Annotated in this window: 18 protein-coding genes; 7 read left to right on the plus strand and 11 right to left on the minus strand. The window is 71.0% G+C overall.

All coding sequences use genetic code 11. The annotated features are described in order from the left end of the window. Positions 1–59: 59 nt before the first annotated feature. A complete protein-coding gene (locus L3i22_RS32615) occupies positions 60–635 on the plus strand; it encodes a TetR/AcrR family transcriptional regulator (RefSeq protein WP_221321324.1) in 576 nt (191 codons plus the stop codon). After that, positions 632–1,789, plus strand: a complete 1,158-nt coding sequence (locus tag L3i22_RS32620) for a GDSL-type esterase/lipase family protein (RefSeq protein ID WP_221321325.1) — start codon at positions 632–634, stop codon at positions 1,787–1,789. Before L3i22_RS32615 ends, L3i22_RS32620 begins: the two co-directional genes overlap by 4 nt. Before the next feature lie 309 nt (positions 1,790–2,098). On the opposite strand, the gene L3i22_RS32625 is transcribed toward L3i22_RS32620, so the two are convergent. Together L3i22_RS32625 and L3i22_RS32630 are read right to left on the minus strand one after the other, a co-directional pair. After that, positions 2,099–3,607: an NAD(P)/FAD-dependent oxidoreductase gene (locus tag L3i22_RS32625; protein ID WP_221321326.1), complete on the minus strand. Its 1,509-nt coding sequence runs from the start codon at positions 3,605–3,607 to the stop codon at positions 2,099–2,101. Between the two features lie 319 nt (positions 3,608–3,926). Further along, the gene (locus L3i22_RS32630) at positions 3,927–4,355 is read right to left on the minus strand and encodes a VOC family protein (protein WP_221321327.1); all 429 of its coding nucleotides are present in this window, start codon (positions 4,353–4,355) and stop codon (positions 3,927–3,929) included. 288 nt (positions 4,356–4,643) lie between these two features. Here L3i22_RS32630 and L3i22_RS32635 point away from each other — a divergent pair, with 288 nt between their 5' ends. Next, positions 4,644–5,639 (plus strand): phosphotransferase family protein, encoded by a 996-nt coding sequence (locus L3i22_RS32635; RefSeq protein WP_221321328.1) that lies wholly within the window; start codon positions 4,644–4,646, stop codon positions 5,637–5,639. A 51-nt stretch (positions 5,640–5,690) separates the two neighbouring features. On the opposite strand, the gene L3i22_RS32640 is transcribed toward L3i22_RS32635, so the two are convergent. The 6 genes from L3i22_RS32640 to L3i22_RS32665 all read right to left on the minus strand — a co-directional run bounded on the left by L3i22_RS32640 (position 5,691) and on the right by L3i22_RS32665 (position 14,390). Beyond that, a complete protein-coding gene (locus L3i22_RS32640; RefSeq protein ID WP_221321329.1) occupies positions 5,691–7,403 on the minus strand; it encodes an ABC transporter family substrate-binding protein in 1,713 nt (570 codons plus the stop codon). 82 nt (positions 7,404–7,485) lie between these two features. Next, positions 7,486–9,633: an ABC transporter ATP-binding protein gene (locus L3i22_RS32645; RefSeq protein WP_221321330.1), complete on the minus strand. Its 2,148-nt coding sequence runs from the start codon at positions 9,631–9,633 to the stop codon at positions 7,486–7,488. Then, the gene (locus L3i22_RS32650; RefSeq protein ID WP_221321331.1) at positions 9,630–10,538 is read right to left on the minus strand and encodes an ABC transporter permease; all 909 of its coding nucleotides are present in this window, start codon (positions 10,536–10,538) and stop codon (positions 9,630–9,632) included. The genes L3i22_RS32645 and L3i22_RS32650 overlap by 4 nt, the downstream gene beginning before the upstream one ends. Positions 10,539–10,548: 10 nt before the next feature. Then, the gene (locus L3i22_RS32655; RefSeq protein WP_221321332.1) at positions 10,549–11,547 is read right to left on the minus strand and encodes an ABC transporter permease; all 999 of its coding nucleotides are present in this window, start codon (positions 11,545–11,547) and stop codon (positions 10,549–10,551) included. A gap of 809 nt (positions 11,548–12,356) precedes the next feature. Further along, entirely contained in the window at positions 12,357–13,850 is a 1,494-nt protein-coding gene (locus L3i22_RS32660; protein WP_255657344.1) for a diguanylate cyclase, read from the minus strand. 69 nt (positions 13,851–13,919) lie between these two features. Beyond that, entirely contained in the window at positions 13,920–14,390 is a 471-nt protein-coding gene (locus tag L3i22_RS32665) for a MarR family winged helix-turn-helix transcriptional regulator (protein WP_221321333.1), read from the minus strand. 59 nt (positions 14,391–14,449) lie between these two features. Here L3i22_RS32665 and L3i22_RS32670 point away from each other — a divergent pair, with 59 nt between their 5' ends. Beyond that, positions 14,450–15,898, plus strand: a complete 1,449-nt coding sequence (locus L3i22_RS32670) for an MFS transporter (protein ID WP_221321334.1) — start codon at positions 14,450–14,452, stop codon at positions 15,896–15,898. 50 nt (positions 15,899–15,948) lie between these two features. On the opposite strand, the gene L3i22_RS32675 is transcribed toward L3i22_RS32670, so the two are convergent. Then, on the minus strand, positions 15,949–16,554 hold the full coding sequence (locus L3i22_RS32675; protein ID WP_221321335.1) for a class I SAM-dependent methyltransferase: 606 nt from the start codon (positions 16,552–16,554) through the stop codon (positions 15,949–15,951). A gap of 130 nt (positions 16,555–16,684) precedes the next feature. Here L3i22_RS32675 and L3i22_RS32680 point away from each other — a divergent pair, with 130 nt between their 5' ends. Together L3i22_RS32680 and L3i22_RS32685 are read left to right on the plus strand one after the other, a co-directional pair. Further along, the gene (locus L3i22_RS32680) at positions 16,685–17,839 is read left to right on the plus strand and encodes a sensor histidine kinase (RefSeq protein WP_221321336.1); all 1,155 of its coding nucleotides are present in this window, start codon (positions 16,685–16,687) and stop codon (positions 17,837–17,839) included. Next, a complete protein-coding gene (locus tag L3i22_RS32685; protein ID WP_221321337.1) occupies positions 17,821–18,477 on the plus strand; it encodes a response regulator transcription factor in 657 nt (218 codons plus the stop codon). Before L3i22_RS32680 ends, L3i22_RS32685 begins: the two co-directional genes overlap by 19 nt. Positions 18,478–19,306: 829 nt before the next feature. Here L3i22_RS32685 and L3i22_RS32690 read toward each other — a convergent pair. Continuing rightward, on the minus strand, positions 19,307–19,942 hold the full coding sequence (locus L3i22_RS32690) for a TetR/AcrR family transcriptional regulator (protein ID WP_255657345.1): 636 nt from the start codon (positions 19,940–19,942) through the stop codon (positions 19,307–19,309). A gap of 44 nt (positions 19,943–19,986) precedes the next feature. On the opposite strand from L3i22_RS32690, the gene L3i22_RS32695 reads away from it, so the two are divergent. Beyond that, positions 19,987–20,727, plus strand: coding sequence for an MBL fold metallo-hydrolase (locus L3i22_RS32695; protein ID WP_221321338.1), 741 nt, complete (start codon positions 19,987–19,989; stop codon positions 20,725–20,727). Between the two features lie 2 nt (positions 20,728–20,729). Here the strand turns inward: L3i22_RS32695 and L3i22_RS32700 are convergent, their stop codons facing one another. After that, entirely contained in the window at positions 20,730–21,815 is a 1,086-nt protein-coding gene (locus L3i22_RS32700; protein ID WP_255657346.1) for a GGDEF domain-containing protein, read from the minus strand. Positions 21,816–21,833 lie beyond the last annotated feature (18 nt).

Raw genomic sequence — 21,833 nt, forward strand, 5'->3', positions numbered from 1 at the left:
CATTCCGCCGTCGCGACTATTACCTGTAGGCGATCGCCTAATGGGTGTAGGATGATGGCATGGAACGTGCCGCACTCACCTCCGCCGTGGTGGTCGCCGACGCCGCCGCCCTCGCCGACGAGGCCGGCTTCGAGGCCGTCACGCTGTCGGCCGTCGCGCGGCGGCTCGGCGTGCAGGCCCCCAGCCTGTATTCGCACGTCCGTGACCGGGAGGCGCTGCTCGACGGCGTCACCGCGCTGGCGCTCGGCGACCTGTCCCAGCGCATCGCCGCGGCGATCGCGGGCCGGGCCGGCCGGGCGGCGCTGGAGGGCTACACCGGGGCGTATCGGGAGTTCGCCCGCGACGCGCCCGGCCGCTGGCAGTCGCTGCAGCGGCGCTCCGGCGACATCGTCGTGCGATCGGACGCCGCCCGGCAGGTGGTCACCCTGACCCGGGCGGTGCTGCGCGGCTACCCGGTCCCGGAGGACCAGCACGTCCACGCCATCCGCGTCCTCGGCGCCACCATCAACGGCTATCTGGCGATCGAGCGGATCGGCGGTTTCGACCACAGCACCCCGTCGCCCGAGGTGTCCTGGCGCAAGACCGTCCAGGTCCTCGACGCACTCCTGAACAACTGGCCTGGAGACCCCCAATGATCACCACAGCAATCACCGCCGACCTGGTGCACGGCATCGCCGAGCTGGAGCGGACCGCCCGCGGCGTCCGGCCGCACCGGCTGCCGGCCGCGGCGCTCGCCCGGTTCACCGATCCGCAACTGTCGATGGTCGAGGCGCAGCCGTCCGGCGCCCGCGTCACCGTGGCGACCGCGGCCCGCACCCTGGAGCTGGTCCTGCACCCGAGCCGGGTCGGTTACCTGGGCGCCGTCCGGCCGCGCGGTCAGGTCGACCTGGTCATCGACGGCGAGCTGCTGCGCAGTGACCCGCTCGGCGGCGGTGACCTGGTCGAGGTGGACCTGCGGACCGGGGCGTCCGCGTTCCACCCCGGGGACGCGCACGTCGCCACCTTCCCGGACCTGCCCGCCGGCGACAAGGTCGTGGAGCTCTGGCTGCCGCACAACGAGTCGGTCGAGCTGGTCGAGCTGCGCTCGGACGAGCCGGTCCGTCCGGTCGTGACGACCGGCCGGCGGCTCTGGGTGCACCACGGCAGCTCGATCAGCCACGGGTCGAACGCGGCGAGCCCGGGCCGGATCTGGCCGGCCGTCGCCGCCCGCCGTGGCGGGGTCGACCTGCGCAACCTCGGGCTGGGCGGGAGCGCGCTAGTCGATCCGTTCACCGCCCGGGTGATCCGGGACGCGCCGGCCGACCTGATCAGCGTGAAGTTCGGGATCAACGTGGTGAACCTGGACGGGATGCGGCTGCGGACGTTCGTGCCGGCCGTGCACGGGTTCCTGGACACGATCCGGGACGGTCACCCCCGTACACCGCTGATGTTGATCTCGTCGATCTTCTGTGGCATCCACGAGGACACGCCCGGGCCCGGGGCGATCGATCCGGCGTCGCTGGGCACGGATCAGGTCCGGTTCACCGCGACCGGCCGGACCGGGGACCGTGAGCTGGGCCGGCTCTCGCTGCAGGTCATCCGCGAGGCGCTGGCCTCGCTGGCCGAGCGGCGCGCGGACGACCCGAACCTGCACTACCTGGACGGCACGCTGCTCTACGGCGAGAAGGACGCGGCCGAGCACCCGCTGCCCGACGCGCTGCACCCGGACACCGCGACGCACCAGCTGATCGGCGAACGGTTCGCCGAACACGCGTTCGGCGCCGACGGACCGTTCGCTCAGCGGCAGTAACTTTCCAACGGCCGTCCGACCTCGCGAGCAACGGCGGTAAGTTTCCAACGCCGCCGGACCTCGCGAGCAACGGCAGAAAGTTTCCGACCGCCGCCCGATCCCACGCTCAGCGGCAGAAAGTTTCCAACCGCAGCCCGGCTTGCCCCTCAGCGGCGGGAACTTTCCTACTGCCGCTCCGCACGGCGGCGGGCGGCAAGTTCCCAACCTCCGCGCCAGACCGCCCGCTCAGCGGCCGTAGGTTTCCAACAGCCGCGCCAGACCGCTCGGTCAGCGGCCGTAAGTTCCCAACAGCCCCGCCAGACCGCTCACTCAGCGGCCGTAGGTTTCCAACAGCCGCAACCAGACCTCGCTGACCGTCGGGTAGGCCGGAACCGCGTGCCACAGCCGATCGATCGGCACCTCCCCGACCACCGCGATCGTCGCCGCGTGCAACAGCTCGGCGACGTCCGGTCCGGCCAGGGTGCATCCGACGAGCACCCGGCGGTCCTCGTCGACGACCATCCGGGCGTGCCCGTGATAGTCGTCGGCGTGCAGCGCGGATCCGGCAACGGCGCCCAGGTCGTAGTCGACGACCCGGATGCGCAGTCCGGCGGCTTCGGCGGCAGCCGCGGTCAGGCCGACCGACGCGATCTCCGGTTCGGTGAAAATTACCTGCGGCACCGCCCGCTGGTCGGCGGTCGCCACGTGCCGGCCCCACCGGCCGTCGTCGACCGGCGCCCCCGTGGCCCGCGCCACGATCACGTCGCCGACCGCGCGAGCCTGGTATTTGCCCTGGTGGGTGAGGAGCACCCGATGGTTGACGTCCCCGGCGGCATAGAGCCCGTCGGCAACCTGCAGCGTGTCATCCACGGCAAGCCACTCCCCCGGCGTCAGGCCGACCGTCTCCAGTCCGATGTCCCGGGTGTTCGGCGTCCGCCCGATCGCGACCAGCACCTCATCCGCGATGACCTGCGCACCGTCGGTCAGCGTGATCCGCACGGTGCCGTCGGCCTCGCGGCGCACCGACGCGGCCTCCACGCCGGTCCGCACCGACACCCCGGCCTCACGCAACGCCTCGGCGACGAGTTCCCCGGCGAAAGTTTCCACCATCGGCAGGATCCCGTCGCGGGCCAGTACGGTGACCGACGAGCCCAGCGCCGCGTAGGCGGTCGCCATCTCGGTGGCCACCACGCCCCCGCCGATCACCGCGAGCCGCCCCGGCGCGACGCTCGCGGCGGCCGCCTCCCGGCTGGTCCACGGCGCCGCGTCACGCAGCCCGTCGATGTCCGGGACGAGCGCGCCGCTCCCAGTCGCGATCACGACCGCGTGCCGCGCGGTCAGGGTCACCGCGGGTTCGTTGTCCCGCACGACCGCGTGCCGCGCGGTCAGGGTCACCGTGGGTTCGCTTTCCCGCACGACCACGGACCGCGCGGTCAGGGTCACCGCGGGTTCGCTTTCCCGACCGATTTCGACGGTACGGGCGGAGGTCAGCCGACCATGCCCCCGGTACAGCGTGATCCCGGCCTTGCGCAGCCACTCGACCTGGCCGTCGTCCTTCCAGTCGGAGGCGAACGAGTCCCGGCGGCGGAACACGGCCGCCACGTCCAGGTCACCGGTCACCGCCTCGCGGGCGCCGGGCAGCCGCCGGGCCGCCCGCAGCGCGGCCCCGCTGCGCAGCAGGGCCTTGGTCGGCATGCACGCCCAGTAGGAGCACTCGCCGCCGACCAGTTCCCGCTCCACGATCGCGGCGGTCAGGCCGCCCTTGACCACCCGGTCGGCGACGTTCTCGCCGACCGGGCCCGCACCGATGACGATGACGTCGTAGGTCTCGCCGCTCATTCAACTCTCCTTGGCAGCGTGCGCCCGGGCGCAGCGCCGCGATGGTGGTGTCGCCGCTCATTCAGTTCCCCCCGGACAGCGCGCCTGAAGCGCCGCACCGGGACGTCAGTGTCGCCACTCAACCAGCCCCCGTGCGTAGCCCGCGTAAAGCGCCACCCCAGGACGTCAGTGTCGCCGTTCAAAAGGCGCCACGCCGGGACATCGGTGGCGCCCGCCGGCACCGAGATACCCCCACTGATGATCATCGGCCACCGGCCGCCGCGCGGCCGCCTCGCACGGCGGATCACCGCGCGTGGTTCGTCGGCCGGGGGAACCGCGCCTACGGATTCTCGACGTCGAACAGGCTGTCGTCGTGGGCGCTGCCGCCGGGCCCACGCTGCTCGGAACTCGGCACGATGTCCGCATAGCAGCCGAGCCGATTTCCCCACGGATCCTCGAAGTCGAGGAAGCTGACCACGCCCGGAAGGGTGGTCACCGGCGAGGGAATCACCCCGAGCTCGGACGCCACCCGCCGCGCGGCGGCCCGGACATCGTCGACCCGCAGTCTGACCCGCGTGGTCAACGGCGAAACCGGCCCGGCGATCGCGATCACCTGCCACCACAGTTCGACGCCGGGCAAGACCCGCCATTCGAGGAAATCCTCGTGCGGGGCGAAGTCCGGCTCTCGCGCGAACAGCGTCGCGTAGAACCGGCGGCCGGCGTCGATGTCGCCCACCGGAATCTGCAACGTCATCCCACTGGGCCGCATCCCGCCAGTCATAGGACCCAGTCGAGCAGAGATCCCGTCACCCCGCAACGCCCGCCGCTGCCGGTCCGGCCCGCTGCAGGTCGAGGGAACGGTCGCTGTTCTGCCGCGTCGCGAGTCCTGCCATCGTGGCCTCCGCAGTTCGATGCGACGCCACTGTAGCGAATACCACGCTGAGCTACCCAATGGTGGCTCTCCGTCTGCATCGGCTCCGGTCAGGACGACGTCCGGGCATCCGTCATGATTGGCGCGAATCACCTTGTCGACGGAGCGCGGCCCGGAAGAGGATCCATGACAGTTCTGCGGCATCTCGAGCGGCGGGCGGACGCGTTTCAGCAGCCGGTCGGGGCGGCGGAGATCCAGGCCGTCGGTGTCCGGGTCTTCGGGCCGGCGGCCCGGCTGGTCTCGGCCGTCGAGCTCGGTCTCGGGATGTACAACAACACGTACCGGCTGACCGTCGAGGGCCAGGAGCACGACGTCGTGTTGCGGGTCGCGCCGGAGCCGGGGCGGCAGTTCCGGTCCGAGCGGCAGCTCATGCGCAACGAGTACGCCACCCTGCCCTGGCTGTCGCCGATCGCGCCGCTGCTGCCGCGGGTGATCGCGGCCGACTGGTCGCACGAGGTGATCGGCCGGGACTGGATGGTCGAGACACTCGTCGCCGGGGTGCCGGCGGCCGGACCGGACGGCCTGGTCGCCTATCCGCGGGAGAGCTGGCGCGGCTTCTACCGGCAGATCGGGGCCGTCACCGCGAAGGTGCACGCCGTCCGGGGTCCGCATTTCGGCCCGATCGGCGGGCCGGGGTTCGCGAGCTGGAGCCAGGCGCTGGCCGCGGCCTTCGCCGACATCGTGGCCGATGTCGAGGGCTGCGGGCTGGACGCCGCCGACCTTCGCGCGGTCGCCGCGGCGGCGGCCGGCCGCGCCGAGGTCCTCGATCGGATCACCGAGCCACGCCTGCTGGCCGGTGACCTGTGGACGGTGAACCTGATGCTCGCCGAGGGGGCCCCGGAGCCGACGATCAGCGGGGTGCTCGACCTGGACCGGACGCTGTGGGGAGATCCGGCGGCGGACTGGACGATCCGGATGGCGCTGGCCAAGCCGGGTACCGACCGGGACGCGTTCTGGGCGGACGACAGCTACGGGCCGATGGACCGTTCGCCCGAGGCACGGTGGCGTGCGCAGGTCTACGAGGCACGGCACCTCGGCGCGATCCGGCTGGAGTGTCACCGGCTGGGTGATGCGGAGGGTGTGCAAAACACGTACCGCGAAATGGGTTTGATCTTCGGGTGAAAAAACGCGCCGCGCGGAGAAGAGCCTCCGCGCGGCGCGATCGATCCAGGATTACTTGGCGAAGCCGATGTTCTCGTAGATGTTGTCGGCGAAGCCCTTGGCACCGAAGTTGACCAGGTCCTTCTTGCTGGCGATCAGCTCCGGGCGCTGGTAGAGGGTCAGCGAGTGAACCTCCTGCCAGATCTGGGCGTCGGCCTGGTTGGCCAGCACGGCCGCCTTGGCCGGGTCGAGCTCGGCGGCGGCGTCGACGAGCAGCTTGTCGAGCTCGGGCGAGCCGATGCGGGCGTAGTTCTGCTGGATGTCCAGCTCGCCCTTGGCGTTCTTGGTCGGGTTGGCGTAGATCGACTTGACCGAGCTGACCGGGAACTGGGTGCCGAGCCAGGCGAAGACCGTCATGTCGAAGTTGCCGGGGGTGACGTACTTGTCGAAGAAGTCGTCGACCGGAACCGCGTTGATCTTCACCTTGACGCCGGCCTGGGCCAGCATGTTCTGGATCAGCTGCGACTCCTGCTCGGAGGACTTGACGCCGGTCGGGATCACGAAGTTGATCTCGAGGCTCTTGCCGTCCTTCTTGCGGACGTCGCCGTCCAGCTTCCAGCCCGCCGCGTCGAGGTCGGTCTTGGCCTTCTCCAGGTTGTACTTGCCGATGTCGCCGGAGTTGTCCTGGTAGCCGGTCTGGTTCGACATGTAGATGTGGTTGTCGAGCGACTTGGGCTCGATGCCCAGCGGACCGAGCAGCGCCTTGGAGATCGCGGTGCGGTCGATCGCCTCGGCGACGGCCTGACGGACCTTGACGTCCGAGAGGCTGGCGCTGGTGCCGTTGATCGTCAGGTGCCGGAAGTTCGGGCCGGCGGCCTGGCGGATCTCGGCGGTCGAGATCTGCTTCGCGCGCTGGTACGAGTCGACGTTGGAGCCGATGTCGACGAAGTCGATCTCACCGTTGGCGAGCGCGTCGACCTGCGCGTTCGGCTCGATCGCCCGGTAGACGATCTTGTCGAGCTTGGCCGGGTCGCCCCACCACTTCTCGTTGCGGACCAGCGTGATGGTCTTCGCGGTGGCGTCCGCGGAGTCGAACTTGAACGGGCCGGCCGTGGTCTTGAGCGGGGTCTTGGCCCAGCCCTCGTTGAAGACCTTCGGGTCCTTGTTCGTCGACGCCGGGTAGAACGGGACGAACAGCGACTTCCAGTCGGCGAACTTCGTCTTGAAGGTGACGACCGCTTCCTTGTCGTCCTTGCCCTTGACGATGCTCTCGATGTTCTCGTAGCCGTTGGACGCCGAGATGTTGTAGGCCTTGTCCGTGCCGCTGGTCGACTTCCACTGCCAGAGCAGGTCCTCCCAGGTGATGGGAGTGCCGTCGTCCCAGGTCGCCTTGGGGTTGAGGTCGTAGGTGACGACCTGCTTCGGGTCGGTCACCAGCGTCGGCTCGGCGGCGAGGTAGTTCTTGTTCACCACCGGGGTGGCGTCGGCCTCGAAGTTGTACAGCGCCGGCAGCGTGGCAAGCACGACGCTGCTGGCGTCGGCGTCCGTACCGTCGAGCTCGTAGTAGTTGAAGTTCGCCGGGTAGCCACTGAGAGCCCAGGTGAACGTGCCGCCGTCCTTGACCTGGTCGCGCGGCTTCGGGTTGATCTGGTTCTCGCTCGCCTTCGGCGGCGCGGAGGCCTGATCGGTGCCCTTGTCGCTCGTCCCACTGCACGCGGCGGTCGCGACGAGGGTCGCGACGACGACCGGGGCGAGGAGTGTCCTGACACTCCAGAACTTGCTCACGAATTCCTCCACAACTTGGCGTCTGATCCAGACGCGATTTCTTTCATTTCCACCGGTCCACGCGGACAAGGCGCGTGGACCGTCAGATCGCCGCGACGGGTGCCGGGTAGTGGCAGGCCGCCTCGTGATCCGAGCCCGGGGTTTCCCGGCCCGTCAGCACCGGGGACTCGTCGAGGCAGCGCCGTTGCCGGTCGTCGTCGAGCTGGTTGGCGAATTTGGGGCACCGGGTCCGGAATCGGCACCCGGAGGGGGGATCCGCCGGGCTCGGCAGGTCGCCGGTCAGCAGGATCCGCTTGCGCTGCCGCTCCTTGACCGGATCCGGCAGCGGGATCGCGGAGAGCAGCGCCTGGGTGTAGGGGTGCGTCGGCGCCTCGAAGACCTGGTCGGCGGTGCCGATCTCGACGATCCGCCCGAGGTACATCACGGCCACCCGGTCGGCGATGTGCCGGACCACCGAGAGGTCGTGCGCCACGAACAGGTAGGAGAGCCCCAGCTCGGCCTTGAGCCGGTCGAGCAGGTTGATCACGCCGGCCTGGATGGAGACGTCCAGGGCCGAGACCGGCTCGTCGAGCACCAGCACCTTCGGCTCCAGGGCGAGGGCCCGGGCGATGCCGATGCGCTGCCGCTGCCCGCCGGAGAACTTGGCCGGGTACCGGTCGGCGTGCTCGGGGCGAAGACCGACAAGGCGAAGAAGCTCCCGTACGCGTTTCTCGCGTTGCGCGGCCGGGACGCCGTGCGCCGCCATCGGCTCGGCCAGGATGTCGCTGATCGGCAGCCGGGGGTCGAGCGAGGCCATCGGGTCCTGGAACACCACCTGCAGGTCGCGGCGGATCGCGAACCGCTCCTTGGCGCTCATCGTGGCGGTGTCCTTGCCGAGCACCGCGATGGTGCCCGCGGTCGGCTTGGCCAGCTCGAGGATCTGCATGATGGTGGTGGTCTTGCCGCAACCCGACTCGCCGACCAGGCCGAGCGTCTCACCCTCGCGGATGTCGAAGCTGATCCCGGCGACCGCCTGCAGCGAGCCGACCCTGCGCCGCAGCACCGAGCCCGTGGTCAGCGGGAACTCCTTGACCAGGTCGCGCACCTGCAGCACGACCGGCCGCTGCTCCCGGGGGAGCCGCGCCGCGCCGGCCGGCTCCGGCACCGTGGTGGTGGGGAAGACGTCGGTGTTGCTCAGCCCGTCCCGGGCGATCTCCTCGCTGCGGTGGCAGGCGGCCAGGTGCCCGGCGTCGTCGGAGACCACGCCGAGCAGGGCGGGCTCGGTCTGCTCGCAGGTGTCGATCTTCATCGGGCAGCGCGGCGCGAACGGGCAGCCGACCGGCAGGGCCACCATGGACGGCGGAACCCCCTCGATCGGCGTCAGCGGCTGCCGCTCGCCCATGTCCAGGCGGGGAATGGACCCGAGCAGACCCATCGTGTACGGCATTCGCGGCTGCCCGTAGACGGTCTCGACCACGCCGGACTCGACGACGCGGCCGGCGTACATGACCATCATCCGGTCGGCGAAACCGGCGATCACCCCGAGGTCGTGGGTGATCATGACGATGGCCGCGCCGGTGGCCTCCCGGGCGGTCTGCAGCACCTCCAGGATCTGCGCCTGGATGGTGACGTCGAGCGCCGTCGTCGGCTCGTCCGCGATGATCAGCGCCGGGTCGTTCGCGATCGCCATCGCGATCATGACCCGCTGGCGCATGCCGCCGGAGAACTCGTGCGGGAAGCTCTTCGACCGCTGCCGCGGGTTCGGGATGCCGACCAGGTCGAGCAGCTCGATCGCCTTCTCGGCGGCGGCGTCCTTCTTGATCCCCTGGTGCACCCGGATCGTCTCGGCGATCTGGTCGCCGACCGTGTAGACCGGGGTCAGCGCGGAGAGCGGGTCCTGGAAGACCATCGCGAGCCGGCTGCCGCGGATCCGGGAGATCTGCTTGTCCCCCAGGCCGAGCAGCTGCTGGCCCTGGAACGTCGCCGAGCCGGTGATCTTGGCGTTGCCGGGCAGCAGGCCCATCACGGCCAGCGACGAGACCGACTTGCCGGAACCGGACTCGCCGACGATGCCGAGCACCTCGCCGGGGCGGACGTCGTAGCTGATCCCCCGGACGGCGGTCACCGGACCGGCCGGGCTGCGGAACGTCACCGTCAGGTCCTCGACCCGCAGCAGCGGCTCGACGACGGCGGGTCCGGGGCCCTCGGCGGGCTCGGGTGCGCCCTCCCGGGTCGCGATCGCGTCGATCACTTGGCACCTTCGATCTCGGAGTTCGGGTCCAGCGCGTCACGCAGGCCGTCGCCCACCAGGTTGACGGCGAGTACGAGCAGCACGAGGACCCCCGCGACGAAGTAGAACTGCCACCAGTTGGTCAGCGCCGCGCCGGAGCCGTCGGCGATCAGGGTGCCGAGCGAGACGTCCGGCGGTTGCACGCCGAAGCCGAAGAAGGAGAGCCCGACCTCGGCCAGGATGATGCTGCTGACCCCGACGGTCGCGTCGATGATCAGGAACGACGCCATGTTCGGCAGGATGTGCCGGAGGATGATCTTCCAGCCGGGCACCCCCATGAAGCGGGCCGCCTGGACGAACTCGCGCTCGCGCAGCGACTGGGTCATGCCGCGGACCACCCGGGCGGTGATCATCCACTGGAAGCCGGCCAGCAGCACGATGAACAGCAGCCAGCTGCCGTCGCGCAGGGCGGACGAGAAGATCGCGATGATCAGGAAGCCGGGCAGCACCAGCATCAGGTCGGTGACGATCCGGACGACCGCGTCGGTGGCGCCCCGGAAGTAGCCGGCGAAGGCGCCGGCCACCGCGGCCAGGGCGGTCGAGAGCAGCGCCCCGAGCAGGCCGATGACCAACGACTTCTGCAGACCGCGCAGGGTCCGGGCGAAGACGTCCCCACCGGTCTGGTAGGTGCCGAACCAGTGCTCCGGGGTCGGCGGCGACTGGAACGCCTCGAAGTCGAGCTGGTCGTACTTCCAGGAGTAGAACAGCGGTCCCAGGTAGGCGACGGCGATCATCAGCACGACCACCGCGAACCCGAGCACGGCCATCCGCTGGCGCAGGAAGCGCCGCAGCACCAGGCGGTTGCGCGAGACCGAGCGGCTCGGCTGGAGAACCTCGTCCACGACGAGGTCGGTGTTGACAGTCATCTCGGTCTCCTCAGCTCGCCCGGACCCGCGGGTCCAGCGCCGCGTAGACCACGTCGGAGAGCAGCCCGGCGATCAGGACCAGCACGGCGACGAAGAGGGTCACCCCGGCCGTCGAGTTGATGTCGTTCTTGGTGATGGAGTCGACGAAGTACTCCCCCATCCCGTGCCAGCCGAAGATCTTCTCGGTGAACGTGGCACCGACGAAGAGCAGCGCGAACTGGTACGAGAAGAAGGTCGCCATCGGGATCAGCGCGGTCCGCAGTCCGTGTTTGGTCAGCGCCGACCAGCGCCGCAGACCCTTCGCCTGAGCGGTCCGCAGGAAGTCGCTGCCCAGCACGTCGAGCATGGAGTTGCGCTGGTAGCGGCTGTAGAAGGCGAAGCCGTTGACGCCGATCGCGAGCACGATGGTCGGCAGGATCAGGTGCCCCATCCGGTCGCTGAGCCCGGCCCACGACCAGGTGTCCAGCCCGGGGGTGATCTCCCCGGTGGTGAACAGCAGCGGTGTCGATTCGTTCCCGGTCGCCTGGTTGAACCAGATGCCGCCGTTCTTCACCAGGACGGCCAGCACCACGGTGGGCACCGACAGCAGGACGAACGAGATGACGGTCAATGTCTGATCGGACCATTTGTGCTGTTTGATCGCGCCGTAAGCGCCGGCGATCACCCCCAGCAACGTGCCGAGAATCGAGCCGACCAGCATCAGCCGCAGGCTGACCCACATTCGCCGGCCCATCTCGGTGTTGACCGACTCGCCGTCCACGGTCCGGCCCAGGTCGCCGTGCGCGACGCCCTTGGCCCAGGTGGTGAATCGCTCGATCAGCGGCGTCTTGTCGTTCATATTCAGCTCGCTGAGCCGCTGATCGACGACGGCCTCCGCGGGTGCCGGGTTACGGCCCTCGTACCTGCTTCGCGGATGCAGCTGGGTTGCCGCCAGTACATACGCCACGATGGTCGCGACCATCGCGAGCAGCACGAGGTACCCCACCCTACGCAGGAGGAACTTGCCCATTACGCCTTTGCCTCCGGCCGGGTCTCCCAATATCTGGCGGGGACGCTAGCAGAGGGGCAGACGGCCGCCAAGATCGCAACCGAATTATTGTCCGGAACGACGCCTGAGCCTGCGCGAACCCACCCCGCGGCCGGAATGTTTCACTTATGAGACGCGACTATTAAATATTCAGAAGCGCCTACCCGGACGCCCGGCGCAGGATGATCGCACGGCCGGCGCCGTTTGATCAACGACAGCGTGGCGGGTGGCCGATTTGTCCGCGATCGACCGGGTATTTTGCCAGACCGATGAGCCTTCGCCCGTTATGCGCGCCCAATGCCGTCAATCGTAATGGCACGGATCACGACCCTTGGCGCCGACCGGCCCGGCCACCCCGGGGAGTCCGCGCCCTTCAATTCCCGGAAAGTCCGCAAAACGGTATTATCAAATCGACAGACATAAATCAAAGAATCGATTACGGTACGGCTCGGCAGGCGCTTCTGAGCGGCTGAATTCCCGAGCTGCCGAGCGAAGCTCCGAGCGGGCCCGGCGAGCGCGCCACCGCGTCCCGGCATGCCGCTCGAAGCCCGGAAAACGGGGATTTTTCCTGGACAAACCTCGACAAAGAGGGTCGCATCTCGCTCGTCATCGGCGTTCATCGACCGGCCCGGAGGAATTTGGCCGGTGAACCTTGACCACGACACAAAGGATTTCGGCGCTCGGCGTTCCGAACCTACGAAATTGCTGTGCGCCCGGCCCGGCGGACGGTACGGGTGCGGATTGACGGAATGGCTGACCGATTCTGATATCCCGGAGGGGCAGCCCCGGGATCACGGCCGGGCGGGTGCCTCGGCCGGCGCGTCGCCGACCGCCGCGGGCCGCGGGGCGCCGGCCGCGACGACCCGGTCCCGGCCGCTGTGCTTCGCCTCGTAGAGGGCGGCGTCGGCGCGGGCGATCAACTCCTCGGACGTCTCGGCCCGGTCCCAGGCCGCCACCCCGGCCGAGAACGTCTGCGCCCCGGGCGTGACCTGCCGGAGCCGCTGCATGATCGCGCCGGCGGCGTCCAGGTCGGTGTCCGGGAGCAGCACGATGAACTCCTCACCGCCGTACCGGGCCAGGATGTCGGACCGGCGCACCTGGTTCAGCCAGGCCGCGGCGGCCTCCTTGAGCAGCCGGTCGCCGGCCTGATGCCCGTGGGTGTCGTTGAACGCCTTGAAGTGGTCCAGGTCGACCATGCAGACGCTGACCGGCCGCTCGTTCTGCCGGGCCTGCTCCAGCACCCGGGGCAGCTCGTCGGTCCAGGCGCGCCGGTTGGGCAGGCCGGTCAGCTCGTCCCGGCGGGCCAGCTCGCGCACCTGCTCGGTCTGCCGGCCCACGAACCGCAGCAGCACCGTGAGCCGCGTGACGACCAGCACCGACATGATCGTGGAGCCGGTGGCGATCGCCGCGCCGTGCTGGAACGCCCCGTGCGACATCTCCAGGACCAGCACGGCCGGGGCCATCAGCAGCGCGAGCAGCAGCGTCAGCATCAGCGGGATGCCCGGCGGGCCGGGCACCGCGGTGGCGCGCTGCTCGTCGGTCGCGGTGGCGTGCCGCACCGCGTAGCCGAGGATCACGAACGCGGCGAAGTAGGCCGAGTCGGTGCCGCGCGACACCCAGCCGGGCACGGTGTTGTTGCCGACGATCAGCCAGAACAGGTCCCCGGCGAGGAACGTGATCAGGCCGGTGGCCAGCCACGGCGGCGAGAGACCCCAGCGGTCGCGGCGGGGGCCGGTGGAGCCTCCGCTGCGCACCAGGATCAGCGCCAAGAAGATCAACAACAGATCACCGACGAGGTACGCCACCCGGACCAGCTGCCCGAACCGGGAGTAGTCGGTGTCCCGCAGCGCCGGTTCGATGGCGTACACCCAGGCCAGCACCCCGATTCCGGAGGTGATGGTGGCCGCGTCGAGCAGCGCCGCCCGGATCAGCAGCGGCGGCCAGCGCCGGATCATCAGGCCGACACTGGTCAGCACGGCCGGATAGAACAGCAGGTAGAAGGCGTCGGCCACGGTCGGGTAGGCGTCGCTGCCGAGCACGTCGTAGACGATCGTGTTGGGCACCACCGCGGTGCCGTTGGCGAAGATGCCGAACGCCAGCAGGTACCAGGCGACCCGGGCGTTGCGCGGCAGCCGCCGGGCGGCGATCACGATCACCGCGGTCGGGCCGACGGTGTTGACCAGCGACCAGGCCAGCTCCACCCACTGGCCGATCGCCAGCAGCAGGTATCCGGCGATGGCGAGCGCCATCGCCGCGACGGACGTCCGCCACCAGTGCCGACCCACACCGCCAAGCGAATCGCATTCCGGGCGCGCGCACCGCCCGAATCGGGTGCAGAACGGGAGCGAACTCGCTCAGGGGGCGCCCTGGTCGTAGACCTGGATCAGGGCGTCGAGGAACTTGAGCACGGTCGCGCTCTCCTGCTCCGACAGGGAACCGACGAGCGTCTCGACGCCCCCGATCAGCGGCGCCACCAGGCGGTCGGCCGCGTCGACCGAGTCCTCGGCCGCGGTCACCACGAGCTTGCGGCCGTCGGTGGGGTGCCGTTCGCGCCGGATGTGCCCGGCGGCCTCGAGACGGTTCAGGACCAGGCTGGTCGCGGCGGTGGAGATGTCCAGCCGGCGGGCCAGCTCGGTCGGGCTGCTCGGGCCCGCGGAGATCAGATGGTCCAGCGCCTCCAGACCGGGCAGGTCGACGCCCAGGTCACGGGCGACCCGCCGCTCGAAGCGCTGCTGGCGCAGGGTCAGTTGCTGGATCCGGGCCCGGATGTCGCCATCCGCCGGCGGGCCGGCGTGGTGACGGTCGGCGACACGTTTGACGTCCACGCCGACCATGGTAATACTTGTTATTGCTAACATCGTTGATTATCAAGAAACGAGATGAAATGACGTACCGATGGCGGTGGCTGATCCTCGTGGTGATGCTCGCCGCGGAGATCATGGACCTGCTCGACGCGACGATCGTCAACGTGGCGGGTCCGTCGCTGGAGCAGTCCCTGGGCGCCACCCCGCTGGGCCTGCAGTGGGTGATCGGCGGGTACGCGCTCACCCTCGGCGCGGGCCTGGTGGTCGGCGGGCGCCTCGGTGACCGGTTCGGGCGGCGCCGGATGTTCCTGTTCGGCCTGGCCGCGTTCACCGTCGCCTCCGCGCTGTGCGCCGCCGCGCCGACGATCGAGCTGCTGATCGGGTTACGCCTGGCGCAGGGCCTGGCCGGCGCGATGCTGCTCCCGCAAGGGCTCGGCCTGCTGCGGGAGAACTTCTCCGGTAAAGAGCTCGCCCAGGTCTTCGGGGTCTTCGGGCCGGTGCTCGGGCTGGGTGGCATCGTCGGCCCGGTCCTCGGCGGCGGCCTGATCCAGGCCGACCTGTTCGGCTGGGGCTGGCGCACGGTGTTCCTGGTCAACGTGCCGATCGGGCTCGCCGCCCTGGTCGTGTCCTGGCGCATCCTGCCCCGGCGCCCCGGGGACCGGGCGGTGGGTGTCGACCTGCTCGGCGCGGCGCTCGTGGTGGCCTCGTCCGCGCTGCTGGTGCTGCCGCTGAACTTCGGTCAGGAACGGGACTGGCCGCTGTGGACCTGGCTGAGCATCGCCGCCGGGCTGGCCGGCTTCGCCGGGTTCGCCCTGCAGCAACGCCGGGCCGCGGCCGGTGGGCGTACCCCGCTGGTCCTCCCGGCCATCTTCGGCCGGGGCGCGTACACGGTCGGCCTGGCCGGGATCGCCCTGTTCTTCAGCGCGCTGATCGGCACGCAACTGGTGCTCACGCTGTTCCTGCAGATCGGCCACGACTTCACCGCCGGCCAGGCCGGGCTGGGCAACCTGCCGGTCGCGATCGGCACCGCGGTCGGCGGCGCGATCAGCGGCGCGATCCTCGCCGAGAAGCTCGGCCGGGTGGTGCTGCAACTGGGCGCGGTCGTCCAACTGGGCGGGGCGGCGCTGCTCTGGACCGAGCTCGGCCACGGCGGCGCGTTCTCGATCTGGCCGATCGTGCCCGGCATCGCCCTGATCGGGGTGGGCTCGGGCGCGGTCATCGCCGCCCTGTTCAGCGTGATCCTGGCGGCGGTCCGGGACGACGAGATCGGCTCGGCGTCCGGGGTGCTGACCGCGGTGCAGTCCATCGCGAGCTCGATCGGGGTGGCGATCTTCGGCTCGATCTTCTTCGACGGTGTCACCACCGGGACGGCTGAGCACGCTTTCCGCCGTACGTTAATCGCTTTGGCCTTGTTGCTCGTCGCCTTTCTCGCCCTCACCTTCGCCTTCCCGAGGAAGGCGCGGCCGGAGAACCACGGGGACGACCCGGTTGCGGCCGAGCCGGCGGCCGCGGCGGCGCCCATCGCCTGATCGCGGGGGTCCGCCGGGTTCGGGGTTCGGCCGATCCGTGCCCGATTCGGCTACCGGCTCACCCGCGCCGTCGGGGTGTGCCGGCCGCTCGGGCGCGGTGCCGAGGCGTGGTGCACGAACGCCGGCGGCAGGTTGCGCCACACCACCCGGCTGGTGCCGGTCACGCCGAAGCGCTGCCGTAGCTCGGCGGCGAACCGGCGCCCGGGCGGGGTCCAGGCCGCGTGGGCGTACGCGAAGGTGGTGAAGACGCCGCCCGGCGCGAGCACCGCGGTGACCGCGTCCAGGATCCGCAACCGGACCGGCTCGGCCATCACCGTCCACGGCAGACCGGACACCACCGCGTCCACCGGATACCGCACCAGTCTCGCCAGGTCGGCGGCGGAGCCGTGGACGATCTCGACCGGCTCCCCGCGGTACCGGCGGGTGAGCTGCTCGGCCAGGTGACCGTTGAGCTCGACGGCGACGATCCGGGTGCCCGGCGCCACCTCGCGCCGGATCGCGTCGGTGAAGACGCCGGTCCCCGGGCCGAGTTCGACCACGGTCCGGGCCCGCTCCAGACCGATGCCGCCGGTCATCATCCGGGCGAGTGCGGGTGAGCTGGCGGCGACCGCGCCGGTCAGCAACGGGTGGCGCAGGAACTCGGTGAGAATGGACATGACCGGGACGCTAGAAGCGAAGATCGTCGCCGCTCGTCCTGCCGCCGGGCCGCTGTCGTCCTCCTGGGGGAGGACCATTTCCGCCGTACGGAACGACGCCCGCACCCGCCGTGGTGGATAGCGTCGGGTCATGCGCCCCCTGGCAAATCCGCTGCTGGCCGCGGGTCTCGCCGCGCCCGCGATGGTGGCGCCGCCGGACGGCCGCCCGTTCTGGGTGCAGGCGCTCGTGCTGGCCGGGCTGGTCCTGCCGTTGCTCGGGCGGCACCGGCGCCCGGCGGCGATGACCGCGATCGTGCTCGCCGCCGCCGGGCTCGGCCTGCTCACCCGGGCCTGGGCCGGGCACCTCCCGCTGGCCCACCTGTCCCTGCAGGTCATGCTCTACACGCTGGTGGTGCGCGGCCGGCGGCGCGCGGCCCTGGTCGCCGCCCCGGCCGCCGCCGCGTTCTACGCCGTCTGGTCGGTGAGCGGCTGGAGCGCCCTGACCTACGGCCTGTCGATCGGCACGGCCTGGCTGCTCGGCGAGTACGTCCGGGTCCGGCGGGCCTACCTGCGCTCGCTCGAGACGCGGGCGGACCTGGCCGACTCCGAACGCCGGGCGCTGGCCCGGGCCGCGGCCGCCGAGGAACGCACCCGGATCGCCCGGGAACTGCACGACGTGCTCGCGCACAGCGTGAGCGTGATGGTCGTCAACGCCGAGGGCGCGCAGCTGATGCGGCATGCCGATCCGGCCGCGGTGGACCGGACGCTCGCCCTGGTCAGCAACGTCGGGCGGCAGGCGCTGACCGAACTGCGACGACTGCTGGCGATGCTGGGCACGGATGGTCCTGCGGCCGTACCCCAGCCGATTTTGACTGATCTGCATCGGCTGGCGGCATCGGTGGGCGGGACTGCGATGCGGGTCCTGGGACGCGGTGACGACGTGCCGCCCGGGGCCGTGGTGCAGACCTGCCGGATCGTTCAGGAGGCGCTGACCAACGTGGTCAAGCACGCCGGAACGGGCGCTGCCGTGCAGGTCACCGTGGATCTCGGCGAACCCGGACCGGGCCGGACGATCCGGATCGAGGTGGGTGACCGGGGTGGTGCCGCGCCGGCGCGGCTGCCCTCGTCCGGGCGCGGCCTGGCCGGGATGCGGGAACGGGTGGCGATGTTCGGCGGCACGCTCGACGTCGGCCCGCGACCGGGCGGCGGCTTCCGGGTGCTCGCCACGCTGCCCCTCGACCCGCCGGGCACAGCCCGCTCACAGCCGGTCCCCGGCAGCATCGGGGCATGCTTGCACGGGTGCTGATCTGTGACGACCAGGAGATGATGCGGGTCGGGCTGCGCATGGTGGTCGACAGCCAGCCCGATCTGACCGTCATCGGCGAGGCCGCCGACGGCTTCCAGGCCGTCGACGCCGCCGCCCGGCACCGCCCGGACGTGGTCCTGATGGACGTCCGGATGCCCGGGGTGGACGGGATCACCGCGGCCGGCCGGATCCGCGCCGAGCTGCCCGCCACCCGCATCCTGATGATCACCACGTTCGACCTGGACGAGCACGCGTTCGCGGCGCTGCGGGCCGGGGCGGACGGCTTCCTGGTCAAGGACGTGCCGGCGGCCGAGATGCTGGTGGCGATCCGCGGCGTGCTGCGCGGCGACCCGATGGTGTCGCCGTCGGTCACCCGGCGGCTGCTGGCCCGCTTCGTCACCGAGGGCACCGAGCCGCGGCCCGACCCGCGACTGGACCGGCTCACCGGGCGGGAGCGGGAGGTGCTGGGGCTGGTCGCGCGGGGGTTGAACAACGCCGAGATCGCCGGGCGGCTCTACCTCGGGGAGACCACGGTGAAGACGCACGTGAGCCGGATCCTCGGCAAGCTCGGCGTGCGGGACCGGATCGGGGCGGTCGTGATGGCCTACGAGAACGGCGTGAGCCGCCCCGGCGGGTGACCGGCTCGTGAACACGGCCACCGGCGAGGAAGGCGGCCGTACCGACCGAAGACCCGCAGCGCCACCCGGCGGAGCGAGCACGGATCCTCCTCGCCGCAGACCCCGCAGCGGCCGTCCTCGCTCGGCGCGACGTGCCGGTCGAGCTGCATTTGGGCGAAATCCGGTTCCTCGCGGACCACGGCAGACAGGAAGACGCTCACTTGCTGCTCCCCACGTTCGGCCGACCAGGTTGAGGGCGGTAAAGGCGCAGGCCCGCGCAACGAACGAAGATCTCCCGGCGCTCGTCTCGGATTTTGCCGCGGTTGCTATGCCTGGTGGTCACAGCTACTCGAAACCATCATGTGAGGCATGAGATTCGAGACCCTGGTTGTGCTGGACGTGGTAGGTCGGCCAGCAAGCTACTCCTCCACTGCGGAGAAGCCCTGGAAGACGGCCGTCCGTGGCGCGGGTCGGCACAGGCCGCTGATGACCGGGTGGATCACCTTGAGGCATGCAAGCGAACTGTCCGGGAGGGCGAAGTCCCCGGCGCCCGGATCGAGGTTCGGCGCGTAACCCTGTAGAACCCCATCGAAGGCCGTCGGTTGTCGACGACGCAATCCGTGGGTCACCACCGCATGGCTGCCGCGCCGCTTCGCGGCTTGCCGCTGGGAAGGGTGGTCGCCGTGGGCGGGACGCCGGCGGGCCGGCGAGGTGGGTGCGGGCGTGCCAGGAGCGTGCCATTGAGGCGTGCCGTCGGGGGCTCAAGCGGTCATGATCGGGCAGTGGTGATCATGGGCTGAGCAGGCAATCCGGGCGGATAGCGACAGGGCGCAGCGATCTTCCAGACTGATCAGAGCAGGTTCGCGGCGAGCAGGCCGGCCAGCCACTGCTCGTAGCGGGCACCGTCCCAGCCGCACCCCACGGTGAGGTCGGTGAACGGCCGCGGCCCGGTGAGCACCCACCAGCCGTCCGCGGCGGAAGCCGGGTCGACGCCGGCCCGCAGCACGCCGGTGTCCGCCAGGTGCGCGGTGAACGCGCCGACGCCGGCCCGCCGTTCCCGCTCGCTGTCGGCCAGCACCTCGGCCGCCTCCGGGCCGGCCTGCGCGAGAAGGGCGGCCAGGCCGGCCAGGCGCTCGTTGACACCGCGGACGAAACCCGCGTACCGCAGCATCTTCGCCTCGGGGTCCTCGGTTGCCCAGACCTCGCGCAACTGTTCGCGCTCCGCCATGACGACCGGCTCGTCGTCGCCGGCCACGGTGACGTCCCACAGGGCCTTGGTGAGCCCCGCCTTTCCGCCGAACGTCTTGTAGACGGTCTCGGGCGAGACCCCCGCGCGTGCGGCAACCGCCTGGATGGTGGTGCCGCGATAGCCCTCGGCGAACAGCAGCTCGCCGAACGCCGTCAGCACCGCGGCCCTGGTCTGGCGGGCGGCGTCCTGGCGGCGACGCGCGTCATACGGCCGACGGTCCTTGCCTGGCAATGACACGGCACACACTCCTCACGCTTTCGATACAGCGTACTGTACCGAATATGCCTCCTATTCACCGCCTCGGCGACGACTTCGTCGCCTTCTACCTGGTCGACCACCCCGACGGTCTCGTCCTCGTCGACGCCGGTCTGCCCGCGCACCTGCCGCGGTTGCGCGATCATCTGTCGCGGTCCGGCCGGTCGCTGCGCGACATCCGTTCGGTCCTGCTCACCCACGGGCATCCCGACCACACCGGCCTCGCCGCCGCCCTGAACGACGCCGGCGCCGACGTCTGGATCCATCGACTGGACGCGGCGATCCTGGCCGACGGCCCGCGCAGCGCGCTACGCCACGCGAAGCCGGAACGCTCGATGCTGCCGTACCTGCTGCGCCGGCCCGGCGCGATCGGCGCCCCGCTGCATCTGGCCCGCAAGGGCGGGTTCACCGCCAAGCCGGTGCGAACCGTGCGGACCTTCGACGGCGACCAGCGCCTCGACGACGTCCCCGGCCGGCCGCAGGCCATCAGCTTGGCCGGGCACACGCCGGGTAGCGCCGCCTACCACTTCGCCGATCTCGGCGTGCTGTTCACCGGCGACGCGCTGGTCACGCACGACGGCCTGACCGGGCGGACCGGCCCCACCCTCGTCTGCCGCGGTTTCACCCACGACAGCAAGGCCGCTCTCGCCTCGCTCGACCGGCTGGCCCGGGTGCCCGCGTCGCTGCTGCTGCCCGGGCACGGTGAGTCGTTCGACGGAGGCCCGCTAGCCGCGGCCGACCACGCCCGGCGGCTCGGCGTGCGGTGAGATCAGGCCGCGGCCGGGCGATGGGTCTTGGCGTGCTTGTGGTCGTACATGCGCCGGTCCGCGGTGCGCAGCAGGTCGGCGAAGGACGCGCCGACGCCCGGCGGCCGGTGCGCGACCCCGACGCTGACGCCGACGCGGGCGACGCCGTCGCCGACGTCCACCGGCTGCGTGACCGTTCGTGCCCAGTCCTCGACGGCTGCCGCGGCCTCCTCGGCCGGCATGCCCGGTAGCAGGACGGCGAACTCGTCGCCGCCGAGGCGGACCAGCAGGTCGCCGGGGCGCAGGCCGGCCCGCAGCCGGGCGGCCACCGTCGTCAGCAGCAGGTCCCCGGCGTGATGGCCATGGGTGTCGTTGACCTGCTTGAAGCCGTCCAGGTCGAACAGCACCACGCTCAACGGGCCGGGCTCGGCCCCGGCCAGTGCCGTCTCGTACTCGTCGAGCGCCGCGCGGTTCGCCAGCCCGGTCAGCAGATCGGTCCGGGCCTGACGGGTCATCGCCAGCCGGACGTCGTGCAGTTCGGTCACGTGGCGGTCCAGGCTGTTCGCCTGCACGCCGGACGTGGCCGCCGCGACCAGCAGCACGACGACGGCCAGCGCGATCCCGGCCCCGTGCGGGGAGTCCGGCGCCCCGTCGCCGAGGGCGACCCCGGCGACCAGCGCGGCCGCCACCACGCCCCAGGCGATCAGGACACCCGCCAGCCGGTGCCGGGTCGCCGCGGACAGCAGGGCGAGCACCGCGCTGGGCCACACCGGCACGCCGGCGACGCTGTCGATCACCAGCATCGGGCCGGCCACCGCGAGCACGTCCATCACGGTCTGCGCCGGCGCGACCCACCGGTACCGGCCGCTCGCGGCGTGCCGCAACTGGACGACGGCCAGCGCCATCGCCGCGATCAGCTGCACGCCGATCCCCGCGGACACCTGCCACAGGGCCGGGTGCCAGGCGGTGGTCCAGCGGACGTCGTCCGGGGCGCCCAGCACGACGGCGGCCACCATGGCCATCACGCAGACGCGCGACCACAGGGCGATCCGTTCCAGGCCGTGCCGGTGTGACGGTTCGGGGTGGGCCGCTGCTGTCCCGCCGCTCATCAAACGTCCTCCGCAGTG

Source organism: Actinoplanes sp. L3-i22 (genome assembly GCF_019704555.1).
Lineage (GTDB): Bacteria > Actinomycetota > Actinomycetes > Mycobacteriales > Micromonosporaceae > Actinoplanes.

Excerpts from the sequence above, each read along its gene's own strand:
- L3i22_RS32670 (WP_221321334.1), top strand. The coding sequence starts at position 14,450 with ATGACGTACCGATGGCGGTGGCTGATCCTCGTGGTGATGCTCGCCGCG.
- L3i22_RS32635 (WP_221321328.1), top strand. The coding sequence starts at position 4,644 with ATGACAGTTCTGCGGCATCTCGAGCGGCGGGCGGACGCGTTTCAGCAG.
- L3i22_RS32675 (WP_221321335.1), bottom strand. The coding sequence starts at position 16,554 with ATGTCCATTCTCACCGAGTTCCTGCGCCACCCGTTGCTGACCGGCGCG.
- L3i22_RS32700 (WP_255657346.1), bottom strand. The coding sequence starts at position 21,815 with ATGAGCGGCGGGACAGCAGCGGCCCACCCCGAACCGTCACACCGGCAC.
- L3i22_RS32680 (WP_221321336.1), top strand. The coding sequence starts at position 16,685 with ATGCGCCCCCTGGCAAATCCGCTGCTGGCCGCGGGTCTCGCCGCGCCC.
- L3i22_RS32655 (WP_221321332.1), bottom strand. The coding sequence starts at position 11,547 with ATGGGCAAGTTCCTCCTGCGTAGGGTGGGGTACCTCGTGCTGCTCGCG.
- L3i22_RS32650 (WP_221321331.1), bottom strand. The coding sequence starts at position 10,538 with ATGACTGTCAACACCGACCTCGTCGTGGACGAGGTTCTCCAGCCGAGC.
- L3i22_RS32685 (WP_221321337.1), top strand. The coding sequence starts at position 17,821 with ATGCTTGCACGGGTGCTGATCTGTGACGACCAGGAGATGATGCGGGTC.
- L3i22_RS32615 (WP_221321324.1), top strand. The coding sequence starts at position 60 with ATGGAACGTGCCGCACTCACCTCCGCCGTGGTGGTCGCCGACGCCGCC.
- L3i22_RS32620 (WP_221321325.1), top strand. The coding sequence starts at position 632 with ATGATCACCACAGCAATCACCGCCGACCTGGTGCACGGCATCGCCGAG.
- L3i22_RS32625 (WP_221321326.1), bottom strand. The coding sequence starts at position 3,607 with ATGAGCGGCGAGACCTACGACGTCATCGTCATCGGTGCGGGCCCGGTC.
- L3i22_RS32630 (WP_221321327.1), bottom strand. The coding sequence starts at position 4,355 with ATGCGGCCCAGTGGGATGACGTTGCAGATTCCGGTGGGCGACATCGAC.
- L3i22_RS32695 (WP_221321338.1), top strand. The coding sequence starts at position 19,987 with ATGCCTCCTATTCACCGCCTCGGCGACGACTTCGTCGCCTTCTACCTG.